The 6,596-nt window shown below is 50.8% G+C and carries 1 protein-coding gene; it reads left to right on the top strand.

Annotated elements, in window-relative coordinates:
- Positions 1–316: 316 nt before the first annotated feature.
- A complete protein-coding gene (locus QEH52_RS18855; protein ID WP_308952510.1) occupies positions 317–6,493 on the top strand; it encodes a leucine-rich repeat domain-containing protein in 6,177 nt (2,058 codons plus the stop codon).
- Positions 6,494–6,596 lie beyond the last annotated feature (103 nt).

Genomic DNA, 6,596 nt, shown 5'->3' with positions numbered 1-6,596 from the left:
TAGCCGAGCGCTTTAGCCTCGGTTTCGTTATGCTGAGGTTGGGCCGCCTGCGAGCCGCAACGGGGGCTAAAGCACCCCGCCACTTGCTTGCGAATACATTGCGAGCGCTTTAGCACCCGACCGCGTTTAGATGAGTTCTAAGCACGTATCGTATATTACTCGTTTAAAAGCAGCAGTTGGGAGAAGTCCATGTGATGGAAGTTGTAAGCGGTATTCGCATTTGCTAACTGGAATATCATGTTGTAATAACGTTTTTTCTTTTCAAGGCCTCTACTTCTAGGGTAAAAGCTAGGGTATGTTGCCTAGCTTTCCCCTTTTGCATCGGATCCCAGTCGTTGGGGTTCTTTCTTTATTGATCGTTTCTCAGTCGATCGCGGACGTTTTTCCAGACCAGGATGAAGATGGCTTTATTGATGCGATTGAGTTACGTTATGCGGGGACCTGGTCGGTCACGAACCCAGAGCTGACACCAGATCACGGCACGCCATTGATGATTGGCACCACTAGCACCTGGGGCGATTTTCAACGCTTCCCCGAAACGGATCAAGCCGTGGCGATCGATGCGGGCGGTTATCCTGGATCCGAGTTTGTGCTGGTGTTAAAAGGGGACGGGCGTGTGCTGGATTGGTCGGCACAGGCGGATTCCATACAGCAGCTTTTATACGGTTCCGAGCAATGGGCCGGCACCCATCCTCGTGAATGGCGGGGCATTGTGGACATCGAGGTTGCACCTTTCGGGGTCTTTGGTATCGACGCGGAAGGCGATATTCACTATTGCGCAGAGCTCTGGGCTGTCGATGCGGTGGACGGCCTCCACGCTGTGCAGCAGATTGAGACTTCGCATGATAGTTTAATTGCGCTGACTGTGGGCGGGAATCTCGTGACTGCGGTCAATGGCTGGGATGATCCGCTAAAAGCAAAGGTGCCTGAGCTCAGAGGCGACATTGAATTTGACGGATATGCCGTCCGTGTTGCTGCCGGTAAGGGGATCTTTGCAGTGGTGAGCACCTTGGGGGATTTTAAGCTCTGGGGCACGACAGCAGCGATCGTAGCGATGGACAGTTCATCGTTTGCATCCATGCCCATTCTCGATTTTGAGCTGAGTGCGGTGGATCACTCAGGCCTCGCGATTCGAGCGCCGTCAGCTTCGTCTATTCCTTTTGGGGCCGACAAATCAGGCTCTATCTATCCTTTTGTTTCTAAAGCTGTCAAAACGCCTAACTCGACGGGCGATTTTTCGACTTTGTACGATCGTCGCTTGAAAACTTCAGCCAGTTTTATTGACCACGAAATTCACGCTTCGACTAGTTGGCAATATGTAGATGTCACCTCTACGGATTCTGCGCTCTTTGGTATTACGCACGGCGGCACGCCATTGGAGTGGGCAGTCGCCGAGGCACTTGGGGCAGCTTCCCCAGTCTTTTTGGATGACGATGATTGGAACCGCCTCAACGATTTAAGTTTATTAAATACGCCTGTGCTGTCATTGCAGGGAATCGAGCGTGCCAGTAACCTGCAGAGCCTCTCCATTGAGCAAAGCTATATCGCAGACCTCAGCCCTTTGATGGGACTCGACGATCTCGAGTATCTGCGAGTTGTCGACTCACCGATACTCGATCTTTCCGCGCTCGAGCAGCTTTCTTTGCGGCAACTTGAACTGGAGGGATTGCCGAGTGCCGCTGAACTCGACAGCGCTAAAGGCTTCGACTTACTACGAGCAGTCGCTCGACTTGAGCAGCGTTTCGGGACAAATGTTGGCGCCTCATTGCATGCGAACTTTGGCTGGCATCATCAATTTGATCCTCAAATTGCCGCTTGGATCGGTTCAGCTCTCGAAAGCTTCGGCAGTGTGTCTACGCTTGATGCTAACTATCCTGAAGCTGACGGACTCGAACTTAGCGATTTACGCGGACTTTCCTTGCTTGATCAATTAGAGGTCTTGCGGATTCCGAATCAAAACGTGGTCGATCTTTCCGAGTTGGCAGACCTGCCTCAGCTTTGGGAAGTCGATCTTACGAATAATCCCGTCGTCGATCTTTCTCCGCTCTTGAGTCTGCGCTCGTTACATGAAGTGGACATCACCGATACGGGCGCCGCGGAGCTTTTAGCAAATGCAAGCGAGGAGATGCCTGCTGCCATCGAGTTGCGTGCCGTGGTGGCCGAATTAGAGCGTCGAGGTGTGAACGTGATCAACGATGGCTGGACCGCGCGTGACGACTGGCATTTACACTTTGCCGAAGACACTGCGGCAGCCATTCGTGACTATTTAAATGTCGACGGCGGCGAGCTCACCTTTTCGCAGCTTCAGCAGCTGAAAGAATTCAATGTGGATGCTCGTTACGACGAGGAGTTTTTTATCACCGATCTCTCCGGCCTCCAATACGCATGGCAGCTTGAGGAGGTGAAACTCATTGAGCAAGGCGTCACAGACATAGCTCCACTTAAATATCTACCTAATTTGTATCGCGTATCCGTCATTCACTATGAGATGCACGACACAGAACCCCGATTGAGTGATTTGTCGCCGCTTGCAGGGCACCCTGCCCTGGAGGAGATTTACTTGATGGGGACAAACGTTCTCGACATCAGTCCAGTTTGCAATGTGCCCTTCTTGCAATACTTGGAGCTGAACAGCACCTTCGCCGACGAGTTGTACTCTTATGGTGATGAGGAGAACCCTGTCGCGATCGCGATTCGTGAAGAGGTGGCCTTACTTGAAGCATCCGGTGTGCAAGTTATCTTTGATGGTGAAAGCCGTAACGACTGGTGGCGCATCTTCGAACCTGCGCTCGCTCTAGCTTGGCGCGATGATTTTAGAGGAGAAGTTGAATTAAGTGATCTGGAGCAGGCGACTGATCTCTCATTTTCACAAGCAGGTATCCGTGATCTCAGTGGCATGGAGCTCGCGTATCAGGTGGTGATTCTGAATTTGAATGACAATGCGATTACAGATCTCAAACCATTGGCTGATGCGACGAAGCTCAGCACGCTTTATTTGGACGACAATCCAGTCGCGGATCTTTCGCCAGTGCTCTCACTTCAGTCACTAGGCCAATTAAACATTGGGGGCACATTTGCTGCAGAATTGTATCAAGCGGGGCTGGGGAGTTCCTTACATTATAATTCGGTTACCAGAAAGTTGTACCGTCAACTATCCGCTTGGGAAGCCGCAGGAGGTGGTTTAAACTATTTGGCCATCAATCGAGAGGACTGGTGGTGCCTTTTCGCACCAGAGCTGGCGGACGTTTTAGTCGAGGCTTTGGGAGGGGGCGACGACTATGCTTTGAACTTGAATGATCTAGGCTATGTTCGGACGCTCAGCGCGACACGTGATGACCTCAGGCCGATCGCTGGGCTGACGGGGATCCAATACCTGCTGGAACTTGAAGAAGTGAATTTGCCCGATCAGGCCATCAGCGATCTCTCTCCTCTTTCAGAAGTGCCTACATTGACTAAGCTTGATTTGAGCAACAGCGATCTTGCTCAATGGCCGATCAATCGTGTCTCGGACCTCTCGCCGCTCGCGAGTAGTTTATTACTGAATAACTTGAACATCGAGAATACGGACGTCTTAGATTTGGACCCTTTACTCGATTTGCCTTCCTTATCTTCGCTACTTATCGATGGCACTTTTGCCGCAGACCTGATCATGCGGGGGGCTTCTGAAAGTCCTCGCGCTATGCGCGCTCAAGAAATCGCGCAGCAATTTTCTCTAGCACCGACTTCTAGTGAACGCGAAGATTGGTGGCGCGTTTTTGATCCTGCTTTGGGCAGTGCGCTGGCGGCTGAAGTCGGCTGGGGGGAGGGGGCTCTTTCTTTAAATGCGATCGAGGGACTGACAAGTTTGTCCGCGGCAGAGCAAGGTATCGTCTCACTGCGAAATATCGACTTGGCCTATCGTTTCGATGATTTGAATCTAAGCTCCAACCCCTTGGAAGATTTGTCGCCATTGGCTGGTTTGCTGCAACTGCAGGACTTGAATCTGGCTTATTGCAGTCTGTTTCGAGGCAGCCGATTTGATGCTGAGCCGTTGGCCTCCATTCGCAGCTTACAAGATTTAGACCTCAGTCATAACTACCTGCTGGATATTGAGGCGCTGCTGGCCTTGCCTCTCTTGCAAGACGTGAACCTTTCGAGCACCTATGTCTCCGATGATTCCGAAAACCCCGCTTACTGGATTTATAAAGTCCTAAGGGCTCGTGAGGTCGATGTGACACTGGGAGAATCGCCTCTGGGTGACTACAGCTTTCTCTTCGAGCCCGCATTGGCCGCCGCGATTCGTGAGCAAGTGGGGGATGGTGTGGGGTGGAGTCAATTGCAGCAAAATCTGACTGACTTAGATGCTTCAGGGCGTGGTATTCAAAGCCTACGAGGCTTGGAATTGTGCACCAACTTGGAGTCCTTATCGCTTGATGATAATCTGATTGCTGATCTGAGTCCATTGAGTGAGCTAACAAAGCTGACCCATTTAGACCTCGGTGTGGATGTGGATGCATACCCAGAGGGGAATCCATTTAAGGATCTCAGCCCCTTGGCTAACTTGTGGTCTTTAGAATCTCTCAACCTGCAAGGCTGTGGAGCCACCGATTTCTCGCTGCTAGGCTCTCTGCCTTCACTTGCTTCGGTTAATGTTGAGGATACGCTTCTGCAGTCCGGTGATTCGATTGTTGCGAGACTGGAGGCATTTGGAATTGCGGTTGTGACTGGTGGGGATGTGCAGTTTTCGCGAATATTGTCGCCTTCACTTTACGCCGCATTGGAGGCAGAAGATCTTCTCAGTTTAGATATCAGTGTGATGCAACTAGAGGATCACGGCATTAGCAGTCTCGATGGAATCGGGATTTTTCAGAATCTAGAGCAATTAAACGTGGGGGGCAACCGCATCACTGACTTAAGCCCTTTAGCAGGCTTGCCATTGCTACATACACTCGACCTTAATGGCGACGACTATTATTATTATGAAGGTTATTGGGAGGAAGGTACTTACAATGCGGTTTCCGACCTCTCCGTGCTGACGACGCTCTCGAGCTTGAGCACTTTCAATGCACGTGGGAATCACATCTCAAATATTGAACCGCTCTTAGATTGCCCCACTCTGAGCAGTGTCAATTTAGAGGATAATTTTCTGCTTATGGATGATGGTGCCTACGGTGCCTACGGTGCCGCGAGTCCGGCTTGGATCTTTGCTCAGCAACTGGAAGCTCGCGGAGTGAACATTGAGGCTCGAACAGACCGCACTGATTGGGATCGTTTATTCCCGGACCCTGTGCTAGCTGACTACTTTAGAGCAGGCGATGGTCAAGGAATGTCAGGTGGTCAGTTAGCGCGAATTAAGAACTTGCATCTCACGGAGCCTGTCACGGATCTCACTGGCTTGGAAATTCTTTATAATCTAGAAACACTCAATCTTTCCAATTGCTACGCGCAGGATTTGAGCCCGCTTTCGAATTTATCGAATCTGACTTCACTTACCTTAGCACGTGAGGACGAGACAGAGCTTCGTTTGATCGAGGATCTATCACCGCTGCTTGGCTTGAGCTCTTTAGAGGAGTTAAATCTTCAAGGCCAAGGCGTGAGCAATATTGATGTCCTGCTTGAAATTCAGACTTTGCAAAATGTGAATCTCAGCGGCAATTATCTCGACACTCGCGAAGGCAGTTCGGTGGATGCTGTGTTGCAGCAGATGCCTGAACACACCGATTTTGACGTGAGCGATCAGCGTGATATCTGGAATCACATCAGCGACGCAGGCTTGGAGAGGGCGATCCGAAATCAGCTGAATCTGAGTCCCGATCAAGCAATCACTCAAGCCGATTGGGAGGCATTAAGGCTTTTGGTGGCGAAGGGCTATGCGATTGAAGATATTGACTCGCTTGCATTGGCCTCAGAGCTCGAAGTGGCAGTTCTTGCTGGCAATATTATTTCCGATCCATCTGTGCTCGCTGATTTAGAGCGGCTTGGGTTGATCGATTTATCCAATGCCCCCGAGGTATTCCCAGAGTTGGAGAATGCGGTCACCGATCTATCGAGCTTCGCTGGATTAACTAATTTGGAGCGTCTTTACTTAAAGAATAATCAAGTGGCTGATGTTTCGCCGCTGTTACAGATGCGCGCTCTGAACTATCTCATGCTCGATGGCAACCCGCTCGATCTACGCGAGAATTCGGATACCGTGCGACTGCTGGAAGCATTGATTGCTCGGGGCACTAATGTGTTTTACGATGATCGCTATCGTAGCGGACTCGCTGAAGTTCAAGACAACCCACAGGACTACAATTTGTATGAGGAAGCTCAATTACGAGGACTCGCCTTGGGCAAGCCAACATTAGAGCAAGTCGATGGATCCTTTCAATTACAGTTGGACGTCTTTGAGAGCACTGATTTGATTGAATGGTTGCCAGGGCAGGGGAGCTTTCAAGAAGTCGACGGCCAATTGATCTGGACGCCTACAAATCCAGGCGCCACCAAATTCTACAGCATCGAAGCGCAGTAGCTTTAATCGCGTCATACTCCGCGTAGCCGAGTCCTTTAGGCTCGGTTCCGTGTGCTCGCCAGCTCGCGGTGTTGATTAGCCGCTCATACGTCAACGGGGTCTA

The sequence above is a fragment of the Thalassobacterium maritimum genome, assembly GCF_031127805.1.
Taxonomy (GTDB): Bacteria; Verrucomicrobiota; Verrucomicrobiia; order Opitutales; family Coraliomargaritaceae; genus Thalassobacterium; species Thalassobacterium maritimum.
Note: the sequence above shows the minus strand (reverse complement) of the source record. Positions and strands in the feature narration are given on the sequence as shown.